Source organism: Endozoicomonas sp. ALB032 (genome assembly GCF_049310125.1).
In the GTDB taxonomy this organism is placed as follows: Bacteria; Pseudomonadota; Gammaproteobacteria; order Pseudomonadales; family Endozoicomonadaceae; genus Endozoicomonas_A.
The window spans coordinates 6,217,558-6,239,819 of sequence record NZ_JBLYNW010000001.1; the positions used below are offsets into that span (position 1 = coordinate 6,217,558).

At 47.5% G+C, this 22,262-nt stretch carries 17 protein-coding genes; 5 read left to right on the top strand and 12 right to left on the bottom strand.

Annotation, left to right across the window (positions count from 1 at the left end; translation table 11 throughout):
* Positions 1 to 51: 51 nt before the first annotated feature.
* The gene (gene rnt / locus ACO6VG_RS23375) at positions 52 to 651 is read left to right on the top strand and encodes a ribonuclease T (RefSeq protein WP_317146564.1); all 600 of its coding nucleotides are present in this window, start codon (positions 52 to 54) and stop codon (positions 649 to 651) included.
* Positions 652 to 778: 127 nt separating this feature from the next.
* Here rnt and ACO6VG_RS23380 read toward each other — a convergent pair whose 3' ends face one another.
* The 5 genes from ACO6VG_RS23380 to clpB form a co-directional block, all read right to left on the bottom strand.
* Positions 779 to 2,011: a hypothetical protein gene (locus tag ACO6VG_RS23380; RefSeq protein ID WP_422134495.1), complete on the bottom strand. Its 1,233-nt coding sequence runs from the start codon at positions 2,009 to 2,011 to the stop codon at positions 779 to 781.
* A gap of 835 nt (positions 2,012 to 2,846) precedes the next feature.
* Positions 2,847 to 4,577, bottom strand: a complete 1,731-nt coding sequence (locus ACO6VG_RS23385) for a hypothetical protein (RefSeq protein ID WP_422475867.1) — start codon at positions 4,575 to 4,577, stop codon at positions 2,847 to 2,849.
* 337 nt (positions 4,578 to 4,914) lie between these two features.
* A complete protein-coding gene (locus ACO6VG_RS23390) occupies positions 4,915 to 6,654 on the bottom strand; it encodes a hypothetical protein (protein WP_422134497.1) in 1,740 nt (579 codons plus the stop codon).
* Between the two features lie 284 nt (positions 6,655 to 6,938).
* On the bottom strand, positions 6,939 to 7,742 hold the full coding sequence (locus ACO6VG_RS23395) for a Cof-type HAD-IIB family hydrolase (protein WP_422138467.1): 804 nt from the start codon (positions 7,740 to 7,742) through the stop codon (positions 6,939 to 6,941).
* A gap of 243 nt (positions 7,743 to 7,985) precedes the next feature.
* A complete protein-coding gene (gene clpB, locus ACO6VG_RS23400) occupies positions 7,986 to 10,556 on the bottom strand; it encodes an ATP-dependent chaperone ClpB (protein ID WP_422138468.1) in 2,571 nt (856 codons plus the stop codon).
* A 173-nt stretch (positions 10,557 to 10,729) separates the two neighbouring features.
* Here clpB and ACO6VG_RS23405 point away from each other — a divergent pair, with 173 nt between their 5' ends.
* A complete protein-coding gene (locus tag ACO6VG_RS23405; RefSeq protein ID WP_422138469.1) occupies positions 10,730 to 11,482 on the top strand; it encodes a hypothetical protein in 753 nt (250 codons plus the stop codon).
* 100 nt (positions 11,483 to 11,582) lie between these two features.
* On the opposite strand, the gene ACO6VG_RS23410 is transcribed toward ACO6VG_RS23405, so the two are convergent.
* Entirely contained in the window at positions 11,583 to 12,122 is a 540-nt protein-coding gene (locus tag ACO6VG_RS23410) for an MOSC domain-containing protein (protein WP_422475869.1), read from the bottom strand.
* Positions 12,123 to 12,337: 215 nt separating this feature from the next.
* Between ACO6VG_RS23410 and ACO6VG_RS23415 the strand changes: the two genes are divergently transcribed.
* Positions 12,338 to 13,978 (top strand): alkaline phosphatase D family protein, encoded by a 1,641-nt coding sequence (locus ACO6VG_RS23415; protein WP_422134502.1) that lies wholly within the window; start codon positions 12,338 to 12,340, stop codon positions 13,976 to 13,978.
* 42 nt (positions 13,979 to 14,020) lie between these two features.
* Here ACO6VG_RS23415 and pgeF read toward each other — a convergent pair whose 3' ends face one another.
* Positions 14,021 to 14,761: a peptidoglycan editing factor PgeF gene (pgeF, locus tag ACO6VG_RS23420; protein ID WP_422138470.1), complete on the bottom strand. Its 741-nt coding sequence runs from the start codon at positions 14,759 to 14,761 to the stop codon at positions 14,021 to 14,023.
* Between the two features lie 64 nt (positions 14,762 to 14,825).
* Positions 14,826 to 15,782: a 23S rRNA pseudouridine(1911/1915/1917) synthase RluD gene (rluD, locus tag ACO6VG_RS23425; RefSeq protein ID WP_422475871.1), complete on the bottom strand. Its 957-nt coding sequence runs from the start codon at positions 15,780 to 15,782 to the stop codon at positions 14,826 to 14,828.
* 346 nt (positions 15,783 to 16,128) lie between these two features.
* Between rluD and ACO6VG_RS23430 the strand changes: the two genes are divergently transcribed.
* Complete coding sequence (locus ACO6VG_RS23430) at positions 16,129 to 17,049, top strand: outer membrane protein assembly factor BamD (RefSeq protein ID WP_422134505.1); 921 nt, start codon at positions 16,129 to 16,131, stop codon at positions 17,047 to 17,049.
* Between the two features lie 52 nt (positions 17,050 to 17,101).
* The gene (yacG, locus tag ACO6VG_RS23435; RefSeq protein WP_422134506.1) at positions 17,102 to 17,299 is read left to right on the top strand and encodes a DNA gyrase inhibitor YacG; all 198 of its coding nucleotides are present in this window, start codon (positions 17,102 to 17,104) and stop codon (positions 17,297 to 17,299) included.
* Here yacG and ACO6VG_RS23440 read toward each other — a convergent pair.
* The 4 genes from ACO6VG_RS23440 to aroA all read right to left on the bottom strand — a co-directional run bounded on the left by ACO6VG_RS23440 (position 17,288) and on the right by aroA (position 22,232).
* Positions 17,288 to 18,508, bottom strand: coding sequence for a hypothetical protein (locus tag ACO6VG_RS23440; protein WP_422138472.1), 1,221 nt, complete (start codon positions 18,506 to 18,508; stop codon positions 17,288 to 17,290). The genes yacG and ACO6VG_RS23440 overlap by 12 nt on opposite strands.
* A gap of 51 nt (positions 18,509 to 18,559) precedes the next feature.
* The gene (locus ACO6VG_RS23445) at positions 18,560 to 19,540 is read right to left on the bottom strand and encodes a Nudix family hydrolase (protein ID WP_422475873.1); all 981 of its coding nucleotides are present in this window, start codon (positions 19,538 to 19,540) and stop codon (positions 18,560 to 18,562) included.
* Between the two features lie 17 nt (positions 19,541 to 19,557).
* A complete protein-coding gene (gene argJ, locus ACO6VG_RS23450; protein ID WP_422138474.1) occupies positions 19,558 to 20,775 on the bottom strand; it encodes a bifunctional glutamate N-acetyltransferase/amino-acid acetyltransferase ArgJ in 1,218 nt (405 codons plus the stop codon).
* Positions 20,776 to 20,954: 179 nt separating this feature from the next.
* Positions 20,955 to 22,232, bottom strand: coding sequence for a 3-phosphoshikimate 1-carboxyvinyltransferase (gene aroA, locus ACO6VG_RS23455; RefSeq protein ID WP_422138475.1), 1,278 nt, complete (start codon positions 22,230 to 22,232; stop codon positions 20,955 to 20,957).
* Positions 22,233 to 22,262: the final 30 nt, after the last annotated feature.

Here is a 22,262-nt window from a genome sequence, read left to right on the forward strand (position 1 = left end):
CACTGACTCTGAATGAATTAAGGAGATTCCGTGGTCGATGATAGCCATTTGATGGCCAACCGCTTTCGTGGTTTTTTGCCTGTTGTGGTGGATGTAGAAACCGGAGGTTTCAATTCCGCCACCGATGCCCTGCTGGAAATTGCAGCTGTGGTCATTGAAATGGATGAAAGCGGCTATGTGCACCCCGGTAAGCCTCAGTCTTTCCATATCAAACCATTTGAAGGCGCCAATATTGAACAGGCGGCGATAGAGTTTATCGGTATTGATCCCTTCCACCCGCTTCGCATTGCCACAGAAGAAGAGCAGGCACTGAACGGTATCTTCAAAACAGTGCGCAAGGAAGTTAAAAAACAGGGTTGTAACCGGGCAGTGCTGGTGGGTCATAATGCATCATTTGACCTTGGCTTTCTGATGGCCGCAGCAGAGCGCTGTGATATCAAACGCAACCCTTTTCATCCCTTCTCCTGCTTTGATACAGCCACCCTGTCCGGACTGGCATACGGGCAGACCGTGCTGGCCAGAGCCTGCGAGGCCGCAGAGATTCATTTCGACAAGGGTGAAGCCCACTCTGCCCGTTATGACACAGAGAAAACTGCCGAGCTATTTTGCTCTATCGTCAACCGCTGGAAGGATCTGGGCGGCTGGTTATAAAGAGGCTTATAAATCGTTTCCGGAATTTTGAGAGAGTGGCTTATGGCAACCACTCGACCAAATTATCAGGGCTGAGTTAATCTCATGATGTGAATAGTCGTTGATGGCGAAATTCCGGATATTCCGTTTACTCTTCCTGCCCGGGCTGGTTGATTTCCAGCAACTCAATATTCATTTTCATCCACAGCAGAGTAGCAGCCAGGTTAATGTTGCTATTGCAGACTCCCCCATTGCCGGACAACAAGCCCCGTGTTGCATCAACTACCTGGTCCACCTCTTTTTGTCGTTCTTCAGGGAATTTCTCAAGCAACCGTTTTAGACGCTGCTGCCCTTGGGTCAGGTGTGCAAACCTCTGGGGAAACTGAAGCAACTGATAAAATTTAAACAAATCCGGTTCCAGCCCAGACACCTCCCAAGCCCGGAGCGCCATAATAATAAGGATGTTCAGGTCATGGGTATCAAATGCCGGTTTATCTGCTGCGTCTGTAAAATATTTAATCTCCCCATTGAGTCGCAATCGACCAAGTTGTTCGGCATCCACCTGATACATTATTTGCAAAAAAAACTTCACCATATTGTCATTACTAAGGGGGGCTTTGTCCGCATAATAACCGTTACCAGCTAACATGGGGGCTTCCAACAATGTTGCGAGATCGTGTAGCATGAATGACTCACAGCCAAAGCCACTCGCCTGACGCTCAGGCAGGAAATAAAACCGGGAGTCAGTAAAACCATGATATTTTAACGCCAGTGTTAAAGCTAAAGTGACAAAATGCGCCAAGTTCGAATAAACTTGATCTTCGTAGTAACGCTTAAAAACACTTAAACTATCAACCACAAAAACGCGATGACGCCCTTCAGTATTTTTTCGAATAGAAAAAACGTTAACATGGCCTGTTTGCTCCTGAAAAATAAAGTTTTTAGTCTCACCTATTGCCATCAATGGCAGCTGGGTTATAAACAACCCAACCAGTTGGTGAAGACACTGAGGGAAGCCAATGTAAGTTTGCATAAGCTTCAGAGTTAACGGGCTAGCAACATCCAGAATCGTGTCAATTAATAACTCTTTGGGCATCCCTTCAGGTAAAACAAGCTGCGGAAACGCACGTCCGGCAAATAATCTGATTAAATTTTCTGGCAGGCTTTCTAGCTTGGGGTATTCAATTAAAACGTGTAGCATTTCACCTTTTTCCAGCTTCCCCGGAAAATGATGCTTAAGCAGACTCAGAATCGCTTTCCAACGGTATCCAGCGCTCTCCAGGGAACCCTTCTCCTTCAAAAGATTGGGGGATTTGGCATACAGTCTTTCCAATTCTGCATTAAAGTCATCAATATTTTTTTTCTGATCCATTGTTTTCAATGACTTTTCAGCAGCCTTGAGTATTTCTTTCAGTTTTTCAAGATGCCTGACATGACCCTCATCGTTACCGGAAGCCGATGCTGATGCAGCACCAGAGCCTGAGGAACCTGAAGAGCCAGAACTGCCTTGCCCTTTATCGCTTTGCTTTTTGCTTTGTTGCTCTTGCTGCGGTGGTGGAGATTTACCGTCGGTTTTAGACTGTTCCTTGTTTTCGTTGCTATAACGGTTTAATTGGAATGGATAGCCAGTAAACGTCGTACCTTTATTCGGCTGCAGCCAACCCCTTTCTGAGATAGGCAAACTGATTATCGAACCTTTTTTCCTCTTATGTAACAGCAACAGCGGGGCAACGTTAGATTTTGGTAGACGAATGGGAGGCAAGAAAGAAGAAAGAATTGCATCGATGCTGTAGCCGGAAACGAATGATGAAGTGAGAGGAACTGAAGCCTGACTACTACACGACAAAAGCAGGACAGGCAGAATAAAAACGATAGTCATAAAATACCGGAGCTTCAAGAAAAGATAAAAAGATCATTCTAGAAAAGAAACTCAGATTTTGCAGACTCCATGATATTTAAATCGTTCGAGAAATTCATTCAGGTTAAAAATGAGTACAATTTGAGTATTTACCCCACTATCACCAGCGGAATCTGAGATGTCCAGTCTCAGAGTTAGCTAAAAGACGACTTTGGACACCTGAGTGGCAGGTGAAGCGTTACCGGATTTTTTGAGAGAGTTGATTATGGCAACCGCTCAAACAAGTCATCAAGGCTGAGTTAATTTCATGGTATAAAATTGATCATTGCCATTGATGGCGAATTTCCTGAAATCTTTTTTATTTTTCCTGCCCAGGAGGGTTCATATCCAGTAACTCAATATTCATTTTCATCCACAGCAGAATAGCGGCCAGATTAGTGTTGTTATTGCAGATTCCACCTCTGACGGACAACAAGCCCCGTGTTTCATCAACTACCTGGTCAACCTCTTTTTGTCGTTCTTCAGGGAATTTCTCAAGCAATCGCTTCAGTCGCTCCTGCCCTTGGGTCAGATGTGCAAACCTCTGGGGAAACTGAAGCAGCTGATAAAATTTAAACAAATCTGGTTCCAGACCCGTTGTAGTCCAGGTATGGAGCGACATAAGAATAAGGGTGTTCAGGTCATGTGTAGCAATTGCAGGTTTATCTGCTGTGTCCGTAAATGACTTAATCTCCCCATTGATTCGCAATCGACCGAGTTGCTCACCTTCCGGATCATACGTTATGTTCAAAAAAAACCTGAACATATTGTCATTAGTAAGAGGTTCTTTGTCCGAATAATAACCGTTACCAGCCAACATGGGGAATTCCAACAACGTTTTCAGGTCGTGCAACATGAATGACTCACTGCCAAGGTTAGGACCTTGACGTTCAGGCAGGAAGTAAAACCGGGAATCAGTAAAGCCATGATATTTTAACGCCAGTGCCAAAACTGAAGTGACAAAATGTGCCAGGGGCGAATAAATTTGACCTTCGTCGTAGCGCTTAAAAACACTTAAACTATCAACGACAAAAACACGATAACGCCCTTTAGCATTTTTCCGGATAAAAAAAACGTTAATGTGACTCGTATGGTCCTGAAAAATAAACTTTTTAGATTCACCTTTTGCCATTAGCGGTAGCTGGGTTATAAATAACCTAAGCAGCTGTTGAAGACACTGAGGATGGCCCAGATGAGTTTGCATATACCATAGAGTTATCGGATTGACAGAATTCACAATGAAGTGAACTAACGTCTCTTTGGGCACCTCCTGAGGTAATTCAGTTTCCGGGAGCACTTCTCTGGCAAGTAATCTGATTAATTCTTCTGGCTGGCCCTCAATATCGGGATATTCGAGTAAAACGTGCGACATTTCACCTTCTTCCAGCTTGTCGGAAAAATGATGCTTAAGCAACCTCAGAATCGCTTTCCAGCTGTATTTCCTGCTCACCAGTGACCCCTTTTCCTCGAGAAGATCAGGGGATGCCGAATACAATCTTTTCAATTCTGCAATAAAGCCATCAATATTTTTTTTCTGATCCATTGTTTTCAATGACTTTTCAGCGGCTTTGAGGATTTCTTTCAGTTTTTCAAGATGCCTGACACGACTCTCATCGTTACCGGAAGCTGATGCTGATGCTGATGCAGCACCGGAGCCTGAGGAGCCAGAAGAGCCCTGCCCTTTATCGCTTTGCTTTTTGCTTTGTTGCTTTTGCTGCGGTGGCGAAGATTTACCGTCGGTTTTAGACTGTTCCTTGTTTTCGTTGCCATAACGGTTTAATTGGAATGGATAGCCAGTAAACGTCGTACCTTTATTCGGCTGCAACCCATCCCTTTCAGAGACAGGCAAACTGATTATTGAGCCTTTTTTACTCTTTTTTAACAGCAACAGAGTAGCAACGTTAGATTTTGGTAGACGAATGGGATCAGGTAAGAAAGAAGAAAGAATTGCATCGACACGGTCGCCGGAAACGAATGATGACGTGAGAGGAACTGAAGCCTGACTACTACACGACAAAAGCAGGACAGGCAGAATAAAGACGATAGTCATAAAATACCGGAGCTTCAAGTAAAGATAAAAGGATCATTCTAGAAAAGAAACTCAGATTTTGCTGACTCCATGATATTTAAATCGTTCGAAAAATTCACTCAGGTTAAAAATGAGTACAATTTGAGTATTTATCCCACTATCACAAGCAGAATCTGAGATGTCCAGTCTCAGAGTTAGCTAAAAGACGACTTTGGACACCTGAGTGGCAGGTGAAGCGGTACCGGATTTTTTGTGAGAGCTGCTTATGGCAACTACTTGAACAAATCACGAAGGTTGAGTTAATTTCATGCTATGAAATTGATCATAACCGATGATGGTGAACTTACGGATATCTTGTTTATTCTTCCTGCCCGGGACGGTTGTTCATTTCCAGCAACTCAATGTTCATTTTCATCCACAGCAGGGTAGCAGCCAGATTAGCATTGTTATTGCAGACTCCATCATCGCCAGACAACAAGCCCCGTGTTTCATCAACTACCTGTTCCACCTCTTTTTGCCGTTCTTCAGGGAATTTCTCAAGCAATCGCTTTAGTCGCTGCTGCCCTTGGGTCAGATGTGCAAACCTCTGAGGAAACTGACGCAACTGATAAAATTTAAACAAATCTGGTTCCAGCCCCATTGTAACCCAGGTTTGCAACGACATAATAATAAGGGTGCTTAGGTCATGTGCATTAAGTTCAGGTTTATCTGCTGTGTCCGTAAAATACTTAATCTCCCCATTGACTCGCAATCGACCGAGTTGCTCAGCACTCTCGTCAAATGTTATTTGCAACGAAAACATGGCTACTTTGTCATTAGGAATAGGTTCTTTATCCGCATAATAACCGTTACCAGTCACCATAGGGGATTGCAACAATGTTTCCAGGTCGTGCAGCATGAATGATTCAGAGCCAAAGTCACCAGCCTGACGTTGAGACAGGAAGTAAAATCGGGAATCAGTAAAGCCATGATATTTTAAAGCCAGTGCCAAAGCGAAAATGACAAAATGTGGTAGAGATGAATAGACCTGATCTTCGTAGCAACGCTTAACAACACTTAAACCATCAACGACAAAAACACGATAACGTCCTTTAGCATTTTTCCGGATAGAAAAAACACTAACTTGCCCCCCTGTATGATCCTGAAAAATAAACTCTTTAGATTCACCCGTTGCCACTAAAGACAGCTGGGTTATAAATAGCCCAATCAGCTGCTGAAGACAATAGGGGTAGCCCAGATGAGCTTGTATATACCTCAGGATTGACGGGCTGGCAGCATCCACAATGCTGTCAACTAACAACTGTTTGGGCAAACTTTCAGCTAATGCAGGTTCTGTCAGCTTCTGTCTGGCAAAAAATCTGATCACTTCTTCTGGCAGGCTCGCTAGACCAGGATATTCAAGTAAAACGTGTGACATTTCACCTTTTTCCATCTTGTTGGGAAAATGAAGCTTAAGCAACCTCAAAATCGCTTTCCAACGGTGTTCACCACTCTCCAGGGAGCCCTTCTCCTTCAAAATATCGGGGGATTCCGCATACAATCTTTTCAATTCTGCATGAAACTCATCAATATTTTTTTTCTGATCCATTGTTTTCAATGACTTTTCAGCGGCTTTGAGGATTTCTTTCAGTTTTTCAAGATGCCTGGCATGACTCTCATCGTTACCGGAAGCTGATGCTGATGCGGCACCAGAGCCTGATGAGCCAGAAGAGCCAGAACCGCCCTGCCCTTTCTCGCTTTGCTTTTTGCTTTGTTGCTCTTGCTGCGGTGGCGGAGATTTACCCCCGGTTTTAGACTGTTCCTTGTTTTCATTGCCATAACGGTTTAATTCGAATGGATAGCCAGTAAACGTTGTACCTTTATTCGGCTGCAGCCGATCCCTTTCAGAGACAGGCAAACTGATTATCGAGCCTTTTTTACCCTTTTGTAACAGCAACAGCTGGGCAACGTCAGATTTTGGTAGACGAATGGGATCAGGTAAGAAAGAAGCAAGAATTGCTTCGACACTGTCGCCGGAAACGAAAGATGAAGCGAGAGGAACTGAAGCCTGACTACTACACGACAAAAGCAAGATAGGCACAATAAAAACAAAAGTCATGAGATACCTGAGCTTGAAATAGAAATGAAGAAATTATTCTAGACAAGAAACTCAGATTTACCTGACTCCGGGATATTTAAATCGTTCGAGAAATTTGCTCGCGTTAGAAATGAACACAATTTGAGCATTTACCGCAATATCACAAGTGGAACTTGAGATTCCAGTCAGAGCTAGCCAAAACATGACTTTTGATAATGATTTTCAGTGCTTTTTGGCTGTTTCGAAAGAATTTCGTAAAGGCATTGATTAATGCTCACCGGGACACCGGTGAGCTTGTTCGCAACTCAATTCAGGTAATGATTTTCGAGGTATTGAGCCACAGCATCATCATTGCATTGGCCAATCACCTGATGATCAGGCAGTTTCGCTTTCAAACGCTCTGTCGCATTCCCCATAACCAGTCCTTTGCCTACCACCTGTAACATCTCAACGTCGTTCATGCCGTCACCAAAAGCTACTGCGTCTTTGGGCTCCAGACCTTTGAGTTTCATGACTTCTTCCAGAGCTGCACCTTTGCTCACCGCTGGCGCCATGATTTCAAGGCAGGTATCCAGAGAGAAAGCCATATTCACCGAGTCACCAAAGGTTTCATGAATATCCCGCTCAAGATCAAGCAACTCATCGTGCTTTTTGGCTACAAAGAACACTTTGATAATCTTGTCGACAGGAATCGTATCCAGATCCTGCACAGTGTAGCTGAAGCCTGTGTCTTTATGAAACTCCAACAAGCTTTCATGATGCTGCTCGACATACCACTTATCTTCGCTGTACACACTCAAAAAAACGGTATCACTGTATTGACGGCCAAGCGCAATTAAGGGCTGAATAAACCTGGGATTAAGATCATGACTGACAATCGTCTCTCCCTTGGGGTTGTGTGCTCGTGCGCCATTAGAAGTAATGGTGAACATATCGATGTCCAGCTGTGCTCTTATCTCTTCAACATCCAGGTAATGTCTGCCCGTGGCAAAAACAAAACGGATTCCCTGATTGCTTAAACGACGAATAACTTCTTTGGTGCGAGGTGCCAGCTGGTGCTGGTCATTAAGAAGGGTACCATCAAGGTCTGAGACAACAACGGGATACATGTATACCTCATAAGAGAGTACGTTTTATCTGTATCCTGATGCTATTTCATGACACAGTGATGAACAGACAAAACAGGTGGCTTAGCCCCTGTAATTATGCACACTTGTCTCACTTTATGGCAATAGGCGCATCTACGAAAGTTAATGAGCTAACTATCCCCAGACTGCTACACGCAGAGGGGTTAACCCTGAAGGAATAACAAAAAAAGGAAGCCGCTGGATAGCGGCCTCGACTGAAGAGCATTACTCAAACGTAATCTCACCCTCTGTAAGTATTGCCTTGATGACATCACCGGGAGAGTACTGACCTGACAGTATGGATTCTGCCAGAGGATTCTCGATACTGCGCTGTATGGCCCGTTTCAACGGACGGGCTCCGTACACAGGATCAAAGCCCACTTCAGCCAGTTTTTTCATTGCTTCATCAGAAACTTCCAGGGACAGACTATTTTCCGCAAGACGTTTGTTCAGTCGGCTTAACTGAATAGCCGCAATGCCTTCTATCTGCCTCTCTGTCAGGGGATGAAAGACCACCAGCTCATCGACACGGTTGACAAATTCAGGCCTGAAGTGAGCTCCCACTACATCTATAAGCGTTGATTTCAATGCTTCAAAATCTTCACCCTGCATGGTCTGAATAACATCAGAGCCGAGGTTGGAAGTCATGACAATCACAGTATTTTTAAAGTCTACCGTTCTTCCCTGGCCATCAGTTAAACGACCATCCTCCAATACCTGCAAGAGAATATTGAAAACGTCCGGGTGAGCCTTTTCTACTTCATCCATCAACACCACCGAATAGGGTTTACGGCGAACAGCCTCTGTCAGATAACCCCCTTCTTCATACCCCACGTAGCCGGGAGGCGCTCCCAGCAGGCGGGCAACAGAGTGTTTTTCCATAAACTCGGACATATCGATGCGAACAATAGCGTCTTCTGTATCAAACAGAAATGCCGCCAGCGCTTTGCAAAGTTCTGTCTTACCCACACCGGTTGGCCCAAGAAACATGAAGGAGCCATTAGGTCGGTTGGGATCGGCCAGGCCTGCTCTTGAGCGGCGTACAGCGTTAGAAACAGCAACTACTGCTTCGTCTTGACCAATTACACGACCATGAAGTGCGTCTTCCATCTTCAAGAGCTTTTCACGCTCACCTTCCAGCATTTTGGAAACAGGTATTCCAGTCCAGCGAGAGACCACTTCAGCAATTTCTTCATCCGTGACCCGGTTGCGAAGCAGCTTGGTTTCTCCACCTGACTTGGCAGCATCCGCTTCAGCCAGCTTCTTTTCCAGCTCGGGAAGCTGGCCATACTGAATTTCTGACATTTTGGCGAGATCACCAGAACGCTGTGCAGCTTCCAGGGCAATGAGTAATTGCTCACGCTCCTCCCGTAACTTCTGAGACCCCTGAAGGACGACTTTCTCGGCCTTCCAAATGTCTTCAAGGTCTGAGTACTCTCTCTCAAGGCGGCCCACTTCTGTATCCAAGAGTACCAGCCTCTCTTTGGATGCGTTGTCGTCTTCTTTTTTAAGTGCTTCCCGTTCGATTTTCAGTTGAATCAGACGACGCTCCAGGCGATCCATTTCTTCTGGCTTGGAATCCATCTCCATCCGTATACGACTGGCTGACTCATCAATCAGATCGATGGCCTTATCGGGCAGTTGCCTGTCAGTGATGTAGCGCTGGGAGAGTTTTACGGCAGCGACAATGGCCGGGTCGGTAATGTCAACACCGTGGTGGGCCTCATAACGCTCTTTCAGACCACGCAAGATAGCAATAGTGTCTTCTTCTGTAGGCTCATCCACCAGTACTTTCTGGAATCGACGCTCCAGCGCTGCGTCTTTTTCGATATATTGCCGGTATTCATCCAGTGTCGTCGCTCCAACACAATGGAGTTCACCCCGGGCCAGAGCGGGTTTAAGCATATTACCGGCGTCCATGGCACCTTCTGCCTTACCGGCACCTACCATAGTGTGGAGCTCATCAATAAACAGGATGATCTGCCCTTCCTGTTTGGACAGCTCATTGAGTACCGACTTCAGGCGCTCCTCGAATTCACCCCTGAATTTGGCCCCGGCAATCAACGACCCCATATCAAGCGACAAAAGCCTTTTACCCTTGATACCGTCAGGCACTTCACCATTGATAATTCTTTGAGCCAGCCCTTCCACAATGGCAGTTTTACCAATACCGGGCTCGCCAATAATCACCGGATTATTTTTGGTACGGCGTTGCAGCACCTGAACAATGCGTCTTATCTCATCGTCCCGGCCAATGACAGGGTCCAGCTTGCCTGCTTCAGCACGCTCAGTTAGATCAATGGTGTAGGTGGCCAGAGCATTGCGATTATCTTCAGCATTGGGATCATTGACGGATTCGCCTCCCCTGAGATTGTTGATGGCATTTTCCAGAGCCTGCTGACTCACCCCCTGCCCTTTCAGGACACGGGAAACTGACGAACTCCCGTCCATCATCACCAGAAGGACAGTTTCACTGGAAATAAACTGATCCCCCCTTTTCTGAGCCTGTTTATCGGCCAGATTAAGCAAGCGAATGGTTTCCTGTGACGGTTGAATATCGCCGGTTGGATTATTAATGACTGAAACCTGATCAAGCAGCTTCTCGAGCTCATCAGCCAGCTGCTGCAAATTAAAGCCCACTTGACTCAAAAGAGGCTTGATAGAACCACCCCGCTGATTAAGCAGCGCCATTAACAGGTGGACAGGTTCTATCTGATTGTGATCCTTACCCACAGCCAGTGACTGAGCATCTGACAATGCGGACTGCAGCTTACTGGTCAGTCTGTCTGCTCGCATAGTGAGTTCTCCCGCGTTTTATTACTTGCCGATAGGGCTGCTTCTGTAATCCTATATTGCGGCAGAATCGATCTTTTCAAGAGCTGGCTTTCCTGCCCCCCGTGAACTGGCTAATATCCTGATGTCTGCTAGATTGAGAGGTTTTGATTTAATCCGAGATAGTCTTCAATATTATGAAAAAGTTATGGAACCCAAACAATAAAGAACGTCAGCCAGTCCCATCTAATCCGTTGTATGCAAGGTTTTTTCTGACATCTTCATTTCTATTCGCCCTTTCTTTTCAGGCAATGGCAACCTCCCCCAACCCGGAAGATAGTCTCGTTGTCATTTACGATGGCTTTTCTTCGACCGGCTTTTGTCTTGGCGTTGTAACAGGAGAGAAAGAGGTCACCACTTCAGTTCCTTGCGCAAAACACGGTGGATTTGGCAATTACACCATCTACAGAAGCCCGCAGGAACTCAGTTATTGGGAAGGTTTCAATCAACATGACTGGCAATCAGGTAGAAGCCTAAAAAAAAACATTGATGAGAAACAGATAGTAACGATCATTTTAGAAGAGCACCCGGAAAATAAAAGCATTGCCAAAGTTTCCAAACAGGCAACCCCAATCTGGTGGACGCCTCTCTGGAAGTGTCTTGCAATGACCGGAGACTGGAATGATGTTCACTGGCAATGGCAAAAGCGTTGGTTAAAACCTAACATCACCAGACAATCCTACATACTCTCCCTGAACAATCACCTGCCTGCAAGTTTGCGGCACTGGTACTTCAATAACACTGTTGCAATATTTGACCAGGATGGCGCACTGGCAGGCTTTTCCTATTGTCCAGAGGCCGCCTACAGCACCTCTTCAGATAAGTTCAGGGTATACTCGGTTGACTATCGATCAGGAATAATTAAAAAATATCAAGAGCTCTATCGCTGAACCCAAACCGGTATAGCTGGACGTCGAGACAGGTTGCCATCAGTCTTCAACAGGATCAAAACCATTGTCTGTGTTCAAGGGCAGCGTGATTGTGACCTTTTCAGAACCGGGTCTTGAACAGCAGAGCATGATGAAGGCCATCCTGAACGGCGTGAAAGAAAAATACAGGTGGGTAGTTTTTGACAGAAGTGTGTGCTTTCAGCATGGCCAGAAGCGGGGTCAAGCCAATCCCGCCCGCAAACAAAACGACAGGTTTTGGGTTGCCACGAGCAAGGGTAAACTGACCCAGGGGAGATGACACGCGCAAGCTGTCTCCGACCGCCAGAGTCTCGTGCATGTAGGCACTTCTGGGTCGGCTGGGGGCGACCTCGTCCAGTCCGTCTATGATAAGATTTTCGGCAAAACGACCCTTTGGCCAGTCTTCATCGTTGCCACCCAGACGATCTTTCCAGTAATCATAAGTGGTTGTTAAAACGGCGTAGATGTGATCGTTATGAACTGCCACCTCATTGCCCTCAATACCACTGGCATGAACCTTTACCGAACCCCGCACTTCAGACTTCAGGTAAGCCGTTGTGACATCGTGGCCACGTATTTTATGACGCTTTGTTTTACCAATGCAGATCGCAGTGAGTTTCATTTTTTAAGCCAGCCCTGCTTCGAAATCTCGTCAGCCATGAATCACTCGAAACAGACATTCGACAACAGATCAGATCAACGGCTTTGGTTTTTGATTAACAACCCATTTTGATTTTTGCTCTTTCTCAGACTTTGTCAACAAACCTTCTTCATACTGACACATTGCGCTTTTATCCTGCCATGACAATTTTAAAAAACACCTGTCATGGATTGAATATGGCTATAACAAGAAGACGTTTCTTTCAGGGAGCCGCCCTGGGGATTGCTACATTGCCGTTGCTCAAGACGTTTGCGAGCAGCCACCAACCTTTTCAGCACGGAGTAGCCAGTGGCGATCCTCTGGCTGATAGAGTGATCCTCTGGACCCGGATCACACCCGATGCAGACCCGGACTTTCAACAGGCTATCGTTCCCTATTCCTGGGCAATGGCCCTTGACCCGCAGATGAACCAGATAGTCCGGTCCGGCGAAGGCGTTACCGGACCACATGTTGACTACACCGTTAAGGTTGATGCAGACAGTCTGGTGTCTGGCACTGTTTACTACTACCGATTCTTTTCCAATGGAAAACCTTCGCCGGTGGCCAGAACACGAACCTTGCCAGAAGGCCACCTGAACAGTCTGCGACTGGCATTCTGCTCCTGCTCCAACTACCCGGCGGGCTACTTTAACGTCTACCGGGAAATAGCCCGAAGACCTGATTTGGATGCCGTACTGCACCTTGGAGACTACATCTATGAGTATGGTCCTGGTGGTTATGGGACAAACAACGGCCTTGGCCGGAACCCGATTCCTGCGAAAGAAATAACAGTACTTCAGGACTACCGACAACGCTACGCCCAGTATCGATCCGATCCGGATTTGCAGGAAGTTCACCGTCAGCATCCTTTCATCTGCGTCTGGGACGATCATGAATCCGCCAATGACTCATGGCAAGGTGGAGCTCAAAACCATAACCTGGGTGAAGGAGCCTGGGAATCACGCCGCAATGATTCAATTCAGGCTTACTTTGAATGGATGCCTATCAGAGAGAGTGGTATTGTTGACCAGTTTGGACAAAGAACCATTTATCGAAGGTTCCGCTTTGGTGACCTGATGGATCTCTTTATGCTGGATACCCGACTGACTGGCAGAGACCGGCAGGCTCTGCCATTGAATGCCAAAGCCGCTAAAGATCCATCAAGAAGCCTGTTGGGAGCAGATCAGGAACAATGGTTGCATAATGGCTTAAGTCAATCCATGAATGAAGGGGTTCGCTGGCGGGCACTGGGACAGCAGGTCATGATGTCACAGCTCACTCTCAATCCGGACCTTCCTATCCTTATGGATCAATGGGATGGTTATCAGGCATCCCGACAGCGTCTGTTTGATCATATTCAAAATCAGGGCATTAATAACTTGATGGTACTGACCGGTGATACTCACAGCTCGTGGGCATTTGATCTGGCACCTGAACCGCGCTTCCCTCACTACGGACGGATTTCAGGTTTTGGCGCACTGGGTGGAGAATTTGGAACCCCCGCAGTTACATCCGGATTTTCTGAAAAGACGGGTCTTGCCAAAATAGCGTCAGCGGCCCTTGACGGTGCTCTGCCAAACCTTAAATGGACCAACCAGAGCGAGAAAGGCTATGTGCTGCTGGATATCACTCATAGTCGAACGAAAGCCCACTGGTATCATGTAGACACTGTTGCCAGCAGAAACTACAACCACTACCTGAAGAGAGTTTATAAGCAGAATGATGATGCCAATCATATCCACAGATCCTGGTCAGAAAGCGCTCCCGCAGAGTCACCTGCACCAGCGCCTGATCTGGCCAATTTATTTGAAGGACTGAGGCAGCGCTATTACAGCTAGCTGTCAATGACAGGAAGAACTCTCATTGAGAGCTCTTCCTGCTTATTCAATCCAGACCGCTGTGGCTAAACGTCCGGACTGGACGCCATCCCTTCGGTAAGAGAACCAACGGTCATTTTCCTTATAAGTACAGAAATTGCCGCCACTGACTTCTGTTACACCCAATTTATGTAACCGAAGCCTTGCCAGTTCATAGAGATCCCCATACCAGCGATCACCCTGACCGGGAATAAAAGCCGTTTCCATTTGCGGATCAGAATTCAGGAAAGCGTCGCGAACTTCAGGTCCCACTTCAAAATGAGACTGACTGATAGCTGGACCCAACCAGGCCATCACCTGGCCAGGCTCATCGCCCATAGCTTTAACTGTGGCTTCCAGTACACCAGCCTGAAGCCCTTTCCAACCGGCGTGAGAAACGGCAACACGGGTGCCGGACGAGTTGCAAAAAATAACCGGAAGACAATCTGCAGTTAAGACGACACAGGGCAACCCCTGCTTATCTGTCCAAACCGCATCACCTTCTCTTTCTGAGTTATCCGGCTGGGCCGTTATTACATCAGTACCATGAACCTGTTTGAGCCACTGCGGCCTGTACCGCCATTGATAATGGTCGTCGAGCAATGCTCTGTTTTTTGCTACCACATCAGGATCATCACCAGACCGCAGCCCCAGATTGAAGCTGCTGAAAGCTCCCTGACTGTACCCGCCGGTTCTGAGGGTGACAAAAGCCCTGACACCTTCTGGCGCAGACCAGTCCGGGAGCAGGTAACGATCTTCAGACATGTTCAGTTCTCTCTATTGCAACGCCCTGGGAGCATGAGTTCACTCATAAAACAGCAAATCCTGCTCAGGACTCTTTAACATCTTCTTTTAATACTTCCAGAAGCGCTGAAAAGTCATCCGGTAAGGGCGCTTCCCACTCCATGTAGTCATCGGACACCGGGTGCATAAGACCCAGCTTTCTGGCGTGAAGCGCCTGATGTTTGAAGCTCCTCAGAGTCTCTTCCAGGATGGCAGAACACCCCTTGGGAATTCTCAGACGGCCAGCATACAGATCATCCCCTACCAGCGGGAAGCGAATATAGCTCATATGCACTCTGATCTGGTGAGTTCTGCCCGTTTCCAGTTTACAGCGGACATGGGTATGAGCATTAAACTTCTTCAGAACCCGGTAATGAGTTACAGAGGCTTTGCCACCGGGCACCACCGCCATACGAAGACGATGGGTCGGGTGACGGGCAATGGGTTCATTAACCGTCCCGCCCGCCGTCATAACACCTTGAGTCACGGCCTCATACTCTCGACTGACACTTCGGTCCTGAAGCTGAGCCACCAGATCAGTATGAGCGGCCAGAGTTTTGGCTACCACCATCAGTCCTGAAGTATCTTTATCCAGACGGTGCACGATTCCGGCCCTGGGTACAGAGGCTATCTCCGGATAATGATATAACAAGCCATTCAACAAGGTACCTGAGTAATTTCCTGCCGCAGGATGAACTACCAGTCCCACCGGTTTATTAATGACCAGGATGACATCATCTTCGTAAATGATATTCAATGGAATATCTTCAGGTTCCCAACGTTCTTCATCATCGACTTCAACGCTGAGAGTCAGCTTCTCGCCACCGACCAGCTTGTCTTTAGGCTTTTTCTTCTGGCCATCCACTCGCAGATCGCCATTCTTGATCCACTCCTGAAGGCGTGCCCTGGAAAAGTCCGGAAAGCAGCTGGCTGCAATCTGGTCCAGTCTCTTGCTCCCAAGTTCATCAGGTACGACGACCTGCTGATTGATCCGCTCACTCATTAACTACTTCTCAAGTAACAGGAGCCTGAGCGGGCATTATTCCCGACCCTGCTCCCGGACAAAAAATCTCAGCCGCCGAAGGCCAGATGCTGCAACGGAACAGGTTAATAAAAATCTCCAACCTCCCGAAAGCAGTTGAATGATTATTAATAGAACCAGTTTCTTTTCGTTTTACAGCGGACTGTGTTTAAATTAGTTGATCAAAGGCGGGTAGTTTATCACATCATCAGGTCTGGCTGAGCTATGCTCAAAACTTTATCGGCCTGCCTCCCTGTTATAAGTTCAGGGGAGGCCTGTACACCCTATTTCCTCACAATCATGCCGGAGTACGGAAACTGTAAATACCATGACAATACTGAAAACCACATATTCGCGCCTGATATTTCTGATCCTTGCTGCGGTGGTTCTGGCAGGATGCTCATCAAGCCCCGAAAAAAAGACGCTTCCGGAATCCCTGACTGAGGCCGAACTCTACCAGATGGCCAACCAGTCCCTGAATAACCAGAGTTATACAAAGGCTGTAGAGTATCTGCGGACACTGGAGTCACGCTACCCCTTCGGCTCTTTTGCAGAACAGGCTCAGCTGGACCTGGTTTATGCCTATTTCATGAATGTAGAGCCTGAAGCCGCCAGAGCAGCAGCGGATCGTTTCCTTCGCCTGCACCCGCAGCACCCCAATGCAGACTATGCCTATTATATGAAAGGTCTGGCTTCTAACACGGCCTCCATGGGTCTCATCGAGCGCTACCTGCCATTAGACAACACAAAGCGTGATCCTGGTCAGGCTCGCCAATCCTTCAATGAGTTTCGTGAATTGCTGACGCGCTACCCGGACAGCAAATACGCACCAGATGCCCGTCAGCGGATGGTAGCCCTGAGAAATCGTCTGGCTGATTATGAGATTCATGCAGCCAATTACTACCTGAAACGCAAAGCCTATGTAGCGGCTGTGAACCGTGGCAAGTATGTTGTTGAAAATATGCAGAAGACCCCGGCGGTAGAACCCGCACTGGGTATCATGGTGGAAGGTTATCAGCGACTGGGCCTGATAGAGCCCGCGAATGAAACCCTTGAGGTCTTAAAGCTGAATTTCCCGAATTCGAATCTACTCAATGAACAGGGTGAATTCATCGGCTACCAGTCCTTCGGTGATGTCGATCCCTCGCTGCTTTATACCGTGACCTTTGGCCTGCTGGGTGATTCAGGTATTGAAAAGCAGAAAGCGCAGACCCCGGTTGCTCCCCAACCTCCCGGGAACAAACAGTAATTCCCTGTGGCTTCCAGCAGGAGGCCACTCCACCTTCTGGTTTAGTAATTCAATGCCAACAACTGTGAAGTGCCCGAAATGCGGCAAAAAAGTAGAATGGAAGAAAGAAAACGGGTTTCGACCCTTCTGCTCCCAACGATGCAAGCTGATTGATCTTGGAGCCTGGGCGAATGAAGAGCGTTCGATACCCGGAAACCCTGCTTTCGATGATCTGATGACCAGCGACATTGATGACCATTTAAAGCACTGATGAGCCCCCACCAGCTCCTGGTTTCACAGGCCAGGATCTCAGGTTCAACAGGGCTTCTGCCTGAGAGCGTTTGAACTTGAGGACTTGATACATTACCTCACGAAGCTCTGGCTGGTGCATATGTTCAGCCAGCTCGCTCAACTGCTGATCCGACAGTCTGGTAATTCTCTCCAAAGCTAACTTTATCGATCTTCCCACTTGCTCTGGCGGCATCTGCTCAACCATTGTCAATAGTGTCTTCTTACCTCGATATTGAAACCTGTGCAATTTTGAAGGACGCAAAAGCCTCTGGCTAAATTCATCAATGGAACAGTTCCTGGGGAGGGAAAATCGATTATAAAAGGACATACCGAAATCAATACTGACTAACTTACCAGTCAGCAGCTCGTCATCTTCGGCATGCTTGAAGAGGTAATTATCAAGTTTCAGATAGTCCTGATCGCCCAGAAGAAATCGCCTCATGACAAGATTGGTAACCGGGTTATGATCATCAGTAAACTGACAAATAGAAGGGAATAATGTTTGTTGAAAGAAGGTATTGCCAGGGTAGAAGCCTTTCAGGTCTTTAGAAGCTACACAATGATCCTGATTTTTTTCGTCCAGACTGTAGCGATGAATGTACTCTTGCCCGTAACCCATCACTTGTTTGTAGGCTTCGGCAGCAAGGCACTCCCTTTGGGCCAACACTTTTCGATCATCATAAAAACGGGCTTTGTAAGATTTTCCAGTGATCAGGTGGATCACTTTTTGCAGCAACCGTTTAAACTTTTCAGCACCCGATTCATACCCGAGTGTTTTGACATGCCAAAACTCTTCCTTTTTTCCAGCTTTAGTAGAATCTGATTCTCTCCCGGCCCCTCTCGAATCTGTTTTGATCCGCATGAACCGGTGATCAACAACTCCCCGGTAGACCTGTCCGGGGAGCTCCTCCCAATATTCACCAAAGGGCCTGTCATTAATGGATGGAAGAATATTTCTGCCAACCTGCCCGGTCTCTTCGAAATAAGCAACCGCCCGATCCTGAACAGGACGCTGCCCCAGCATTGAGGCCTCTTCATCCAGCCCTTCGGTACCAGGCAGATTCCCCAGTGAACCTACTGTTCTACCCAGTGAGTCACTGCCAGCAGTTGACGGGGATTGGAATGTTGAATCAGCGGGCAAAACTGATGTTGATTTGTTGCCACCAGGTCCGATATTAGAGTGAGACATTTGCTTCCCTGCAAGAAGTCTTTAATCTTAAATTAAGACTAGTATACGGCCTCAATAAGTTTGCGACCAGAAAGCACCGATGGCAGCCAACCCCTGGGCTCCCCGGTCTATGAACTGCTCCTGATCAGCAAGCTGCATCCCCCCCAACCAGAACACAGGCAATGGGCAACGCTCTGTCAGCTCTGCAGCTTTTTCCATTCCTAAGGTTTCACAGCCCGGATGCGTCTGTGTCGACATAACCGGAGAGAGTGTTACAAAATCGACACCCAGTGATACCGCCCGATCGATTTGTTCCTGATTATGACAGGAAGCTGCCAGCCACTGACCAGAACGAGAAGCACTTCGCCAATCAACACCCTCCTGCTGAAGCTGTTTCGAGGTAAGATGGATACCGTCACACCAGCTATTGGCCAGTAGTTCAGGCTCACCTTTAAGAAGCAAGCTGGCCCCGGTTTCCCGACAAAGGTGATGCAGCTCTCTGGCTAAATGCTGATAGGTTCCTTTATCCAGCCATGGAGCCCGAAACTGTATCAGCTCTACTCCCTGCTCAAGCTGGTAACTCACTTTTTCCAGAAGCTCAGCAGCCACATCAAACTTACCGGTGATCATATAGCGATTTGGTAACAGGACTGCCGTAACGATGGGACCATTAGCCGGAGGAAAGTTCAGCTCGGGTAACTCTTTCAGATCGACCCATCGGATCTCCTGACCCTCATTACCACGAGGCTGGCCAATGATATCGTTCGCCCACCAGGTATCGAGACAGACAGACCTGTCCAGGTAATCATGCCGAATCGAAATCAACTTTCGGAACTGATTTGCCTCAACATCCAGTTCTTCCTTAAGTTCACGATTCAAGGCTGCCGTAACGAACTCTCCCTCTTCCACCTTGCCACCCGGAAACTCCCAGTAGCCACCCATGTGCTTATCATTCGGTCGCCGTGCTATAAGAATTCGTCCATCATCCCCGCGAATAACTGCCACCGCAACATGCACCACCTTCCTGACACCCGCCTGATTTTCTGAAGACATCACCTACTGCCCTGTTTTCAAGTTCGATATTCAGCATTGATTCGAACATACTCATGGGAAAGATCAGTAGTCCAGAGTGTTTCCGTGATAGTACCTGCCCCCAGCTGAACACGGATCAGTATCTCTTCCTGATTCATTACACGCTCACCTTCCGCTTCGGTGTAAGAGCAGGCAACACCCCCATCTTGCACAATGCAAACGTCGTCTAGCCAGATGGAAACCTTATCAATCTTTAGCTCTTCGATCTCAGCTCTTCCCACCGCAGCAAGAATCCTGCCCCAGTTCGGATCACTGGCAAATAATGCAGTCTTGACGAGTGGAGAGTGGGCAATGGTATAAGCAACTTCAAGGGCATCAACGACACTGCTCGCCTGTTCAACCTGAATGGTTACAAACTTGGTAGCGCCTTCTCCATCTCTGACAATAGCCTGTGCGAGTGTCATAGCTACCTCTTCAACAGCCTCTTTCAGAGCTTGGTACAAAGGCCCCTGAGACTGCATTATGGATTCATTTCCGGCCTTGCCCGTGGCTACCAGCATGCAGCAATCATTGGTGGAAGTATCACCATCTACTGAAATTCTATTGAACGACAAATTAACAGCATCAGACAGAAGGCTTTGTAAAACAGTCTCATCTACGGAAACATCTGTGGCCATAAAAGCCAGCATGGTGGCCATATTCGGCTTGATCATGCCCGACCCTTTGCTGATTCCCGTTACCGTGTAACGTTTACCGTCAACTTCAAACTGTCGGCTGGCACCTTTGGGGCGGGTATCGGTCGTCAGTATGCCTTCTCCGGCTCTGTGCCAGCCATCTTCACTCAAATCCGAGAAAGCAGTGGGCAGGCCAGAAACAATTTTGCCAACAGGGAGAGGCTCGCCAATCACACCGGTTGAAAAAGGCAGCACCTGATCTTCCTGCACCCTGGCAAATTCAGCCAATGCACGACAGACCTCGGTGGCATCCGCCATTCCCTGTTCACCGGTACCCGCATTAGCATTGCCAGTATTAATAACAAAATACTCAGGCAAACGGTTAATGCGACGCCTGGCCAGATGGACCGGAGCAGCACAAAAACGGTTTAGAGTGAAAACACCGGCAACAGAAGCACCCTGATCCCAGTTCATAATCACAAGATCCTTACGATCCTGCTTCCTGATACCTGCCTCTGCTGTCCCCAGACGAAAGCCTTTTACTGGATGCATTTCCGGCCAGCTTCCTGATCCTACTGCCATGGTTTCTCCATCTCCTCTTTTTTCATTCCAATTCGCTGCCCACGCCATCCCTTCAACCCGGCTACCCCCCGGGTTGAATAATCCTGATAACGGACACAGAGAATCGGGCCAGAGAGCATTGATTCAACTGACCCTATGCGAAATACACTTATAGCTAACCATTTACATTTTGTTATTCATTATCCAACGATTTTTTCAAATATCTCAAAATAAGTCGGGAAGGTCTTTGAGGTGCAGCCAGGATCATTGATGGTAATTGGACTGCCACCGAATGCCGCCAGGGAAAAACACATGGCCATTCTGTGATCATCATAGGTATCAATGACTGCAGACTGAATCTGCTCAGGGGGATTAATCACAATGTAATCTTCACCTTCTTCAACTTCAGCTCCCACTTTACGAAGCTCGGTCGCCATCGCTGAAAGCCGGTCAGTCTCTTTGACCCGCCAGTTGTAAATATTTCGAATAGCCGTCTGGCCCCTGGCAAACAGAGCAGTAGTAGCAATGGTCATGGCTGCGTCTGGGATATGGTTCAGATCAATATCCACACCTTTAAGCTCACCTTTTTCTACTTCAATCCAGTTGTCACTCCAGGTGACTTTAGCGCCCATTTGCTCCAGTACTTCAGCAAATCGGGCATCGCCCTGCACACTGGCATTACCGGTTCCATGAACTTTCAGCTTACCTCCGATTGCTGCAGCTGCCAGAAAGTAAGAAGCCGAGGAAGCATCTCCTTCTACCATAATTTCACCCGGGGATCGGTAAGCCTGCCCCCCTTCTACGACAAAGTTCTGGTATTCATTATTCTGGACATTAACACCAAAGCGCTCCATAACCGAGAGAGTGATATCGATATAGGGTTTGGAAACCAGTTCACCTTCAATCGTGATGACCGTTTTATCTGATGCTAATGGTGCTGCCATGAGCATTGCTGTCAGAAACTGACTGGAGATATCTCCCCTGATGCTGACTTCTCCTCCCTTCAGGCCCGAACCAAGGACTTTCAGAGGTGGAAAGTTTTTCTCACCCAGGTACTCGATGTTTGCACCGGCCTGCTCAAGACAGGAAGTCAGATCGCCGATAGGTCGCTCATACATTCGGGGTTCACCCGTCAGGGTGTATTCTCCTTGCCCCAGGCACAAGGCTGCCGTCAATGGCCTCATGGCAGTGCCGGCGTTTCCCAAAAACAGAGTCAGGCTTTCACCAGAACCGAGCGGGCCAGCCAGTCCGATGACTTTGCAAACTGTATTGTTATCTGACAGTCGATACTGGACACCCATTGCTTTCAGAGCCTTCAGCATATAGCGAACGTCATCGCTATCCAGAAGATTGGTGATGGTGGTTGTACCCTCTGCCAGTGCAGCAAGCAGTAAAATACGGTTGGACAGGCTTTTTGAGCCAGGAATAGAGACTTCCCCTTGCACGCGGGAAATGGGCTTTAAAACAAGTTGCTCCATTGGACTTCTTAACTGGCCGAATGATAGTAA